At 53.6% G+C, this 265-nt stretch carries 1 protein-coding gene; it reads right to left on the minus strand.

What is annotated here, in order from left to right; genetic code table 11:
* Positions 1 to 265 (minus strand): hypothetical protein (locus J4D97_RS23355; RefSeq protein ID WP_208309674.1); only part of this gene is annotated, 265 nt, incomplete at both ends.

Raw genomic sequence — 265 nt, forward strand, 5'->3', positions numbered from 1 at the left:
AAATGTGCCTGGCCCTGGTAGTTGCTTAAAAGCTGTTTCGCACTGGCTTGAGCTTTCTCAACTTCAGCTGTGCGCCACCGCTCAACCTGCTCAATCGTGGCCACCGGAATAGTTTTCTCTTGCACCACGTGCATGGCCAGCCTCACATATTGGCCGCGGGCCTGCTGAGTAGCTTGTTCAGCCTGTTGTTTCGCCTCAAAATTGCCTTGTTTTAGGCCCTCTGCTGTGCGTAGTTGCTTTTCGAGTACTTCCGCTCGCTCTACCG

Origin of the sequence: Hymenobacter defluvii (assembly GCF_017589435.1) — a bacterium.
GTDB classification, from domain to species: Bacteria; Bacteroidota; Bacteroidia; order Cytophagales; family Hymenobacteraceae; genus Hymenobacter; species Hymenobacter profundi.